Source organism: Rhodoferax sp. (assembly GCF_028689305.1).
Classification (GTDB): Bacteria; Pseudomonadota; Gammaproteobacteria; order Burkholderiales; family Burkholderiaceae_C; genus Rhodoferax.
On the sequence record NZ_JAQTWM010000179.1, the window covers coordinates 1 to 2,968 of the forward strand.

Sequence of the window (2,968 nt, forward strand, 5' to 3'; positions counted from 1 at the left end):
ACCCGCAGGCATTCGCGCTCGAAACCGCGCTGGATGCCCCGCAGCACCTGGGCCTGGGCGGGTTCGGACAACTGGCGGATCTGGTTGCAACAGGTAAATTTCAGCATAACAAAGTGATGACTTTAGCCATGAGTGGGTCCAATGGTTTGCCAGTATGGACTTGACCCGTTTTCACGGACGGTTTTAGCTTCATGATGAAGCGGGCTAATTATCAGGGGTGCAGGCTTATTCACCGGGCTTGTCTGTGGACAGATCGCTGCGCCCATCAAGTGCAAGACGCGTGCTGTCCACAGATGCGAAGCATCCGGTGGGTAAGCCGTGTTCAATTGGATGTTGGTTGCTTTTTTTGAATTTTGTGTTTCATTTCAAAGTTGACGGGTGATTGATAGTTCAGACCCGAGTGGCGCCGCACTGGGTTGTAGCGACTCTCAATCCTGGTAAAGACCGCCAGACGTGCCTCGGTCTTGGCCTTCCAGTTGCGCCGCTTAATGAGCTCGCACTCCAGCGTGGCAAAGAAGGTCTCTGCCATGGCGTTGTCATACCCATACGCATCACCGACCGTGCTCATGGAGGGCGCACATTCATTTCCCGGCACCGATTGCCAAAGGCGATGCTGGTGTACTGGCTACCCTGGACTCCTTCTTTGTGAACAATAGGGTGTCCGTGAAATGGGGGAGACCTCAAGTCCAATCTGTATCGCGCTCGCGATGCCGTGCTGCGTGCAGCCTTGGCGCAACACCTGCGCGTGCCTATGGCATGGCGCCGGCCCCCTTGTCCACCTTCAGTGGGAGCGCCAGCGCGCAGGCGTGAACACCGCTTCGGTATGCAATACTATGCATACCGAGGAGAGTTTCGTTGGACAAAGTCAAGGCATCGTGGCCCCTGGCGGCGCACCCCAGCAACCGGCGCTTGGTGTTGGGCCTGGTTGGCACACTGATGGTGTGCCTGTGGTGCTTCGTGGGTTTCTGGTCCGTGTGGGAGCGGCATAGCGTTTTCGCCGCCACCGAGCAGAGCATGGAGCAGTTGAACGCAGCAGTGGAAGAACAGACCCGCGGCTTGTTCAAGCAGGCTGAGACCTTCCTGATGGTGGCTCGGCACTGGGTGCAGGCGCACCCTGACACCGATCCGGGCACAGCAGCAGAATTCCTCGAGTTAGTGGATCACATGCGCAACGTGTCCGGTGGTCGGCTCGATATCCGCATGGTTACGCGGCAGGGGATTCTGCGCTACATCCCGGACCGTGGCCAGGCGCTTCGGACCAATGTGTCCGACCGCGATTACTTTCGCGCCCAGCAAGATCCTGCCACCAAAGGCTATTTCATCGCCAAGCCGGTGCTCAGCCGGGTCACGGGCAAGTGGGGTATCCCGATCTCCATTCCGGTGGAGCGTGCGGGTGGCGATGTAGCAGTGTTGTTCGTGGCGATCGAGGTCGACAGCGTCTCCGACATCTTTGAGTCGGAACGGGTCAAACCCAACGGGACCATCAGCATCCTGCGTCAGGACGGTGTTTTCATGTTTCGCAGCCCCATGGAAACGTCGGTGCTGGCTACCTCCATAGCGGACACGGCCACCTGGAAGCAACACCTTGGCGCCGTGGGCAAGGGCGTGTACCAGACCGGTCAGGCAGTGGTGGACGGGCGTTCGCGCATGGTGACGTTTTCTCGTGTCTCGGGCTATCCGTTGGTGGTGTTGGTTTCGGTGGATATTGACGATCTGCTCGGCGCCTGGCGCGTGCACACGCTGGCCTTGTTCTTTGTTGCCCTTGTGGTGTCGGTCTTCTGCATGGCGTTCGGCCGTGCGTTGCTGGGGGCCATGGCCGCCGAAGAGCGGGTGCGCGGTGAACTGGAGCACCTGATGCTGACCGACCCACTCACTGGCGTGGGTAACCGCCGCATGCTGACCCAGCGCCTGATCGAAGAAATTGCCCGCGCCCACCGCTATGGACGCAGCCTGACAATTGCCTTCTTTGACATCGACTACTTCAAGCGCATCAACGACCGGTACGGCCACCCCGTGGGCGACACCGTTCTCACCCAGGTAGCCGCCTGCCTGCAGGGGCAGTTGCGCAAGAGTGACCACGTGGGCCGCTTCGGCGGTGAGGAGTTCGTGGTTTTGCTGGTAGAGACTTCGCTGGAGGACGCGCTGGTCCTGGTCGAACGCATGCGGGCTGCTGTGGCAGCGCTTCACTTTCCCGACATGCCCGACCCACTCACCATCAGCGCCGGCGTGGCCGAGGCCTGCGCGGGTGAATCGGCGCAGGATCTGCTGCAGCGCAGCGACCGTGCGCTCTACCAGGCCAAGGCCAACGGACGCGACAGGACGTGCGTGGACCGTGGTGCGGACTGAGCGCCCCTGCCAAAACGGCGGCCAGGTAATTTTTCTGTAAAGCCGGTTGCGCCGCCAAATCCCAGTCCGACGGGTGGCCTTGCAGGAAGGCCTGTGGCAGCGACCAGTTGTAGTGCGCGCCGGCAATGGTTTGCATGGCACGGCCATAACGCAGGCCCAGGCCCTCGCGGTAGACCTGCTTGAAGCGTGCGGCGTTGGAGCTGCCGTAGTTGGCGATGGCGATGTCGGCATCGGTGCCGATCTTGCACGGCATGGAGCCGGCCCACAAAAACTCACCACCCAGCTGCTGGGCGCTGAAGCGGTGGATGTCGGTCAGAAAGGCCAGCGGAAACGCCGGGTCGGTGGACGGCGGCGTGATGAATTCCAGCAAGGCCTCGGCATAGTCGGTGGTGATCCAGGGGTGGGTCAGCTTGGAGCCCAGTGCCACCGGGTGCGGAGTGGCCGCCAGCTGGCCGGAACGATCCACCCGCAGGCATTCGCGCTCGAAACCGCGCTGGATGCCCCGCAGCACCTGGGCCTGGGCGGGTTCGGACAACTGGCGGATCTGGTTGCAACAGGTAAATTTCAGCATAACAAAGTGATGACTTTAGCCATGAGTGGGTCCAATGGTTTGCCAGTATGG

At 61.0% G+C, this 2,968-nt stretch carries 1 protein-coding gene and 2 pseudogenes; 1 reads left to right on the forward strand and 2 read right to left on the reverse strand.

What is annotated here, in order from left to right:
• Window positions 1-322 precede the first annotated feature (322 nt).
• Window positions 323-633, reverse strand: a pseudogene (locus PHW99_RS18635) (integrase core domain-containing protein); the annotation flags it as partial.
• A gap of 222 nt (window positions 634-855) precedes the next feature.
• On the opposite strand from PHW99_RS18635, the gene PHW99_RS18640 reads away from it, so the two are divergent.
• Window positions 856-2,346 (forward strand): sensor domain-containing diguanylate cyclase, encoded by a 1,491-nt coding sequence (locus PHW99_RS18640; RefSeq protein ID WP_300181316.1) that lies wholly within the window; start codon window positions 856-858, stop codon window positions 2,344-2,346.
• 70 nt (window positions 2,347-2,416) lie between these two features.
• Here PHW99_RS18640 and PHW99_RS18645 read toward each other — a convergent pair.
• Window positions 2,417-2,917: pseudogene (locus PHW99_RS18645) on the reverse strand (glutamate--cysteine ligase); the annotation flags it as partial.
• Window positions 2,918-2,968 lie beyond the last annotated feature (51 nt).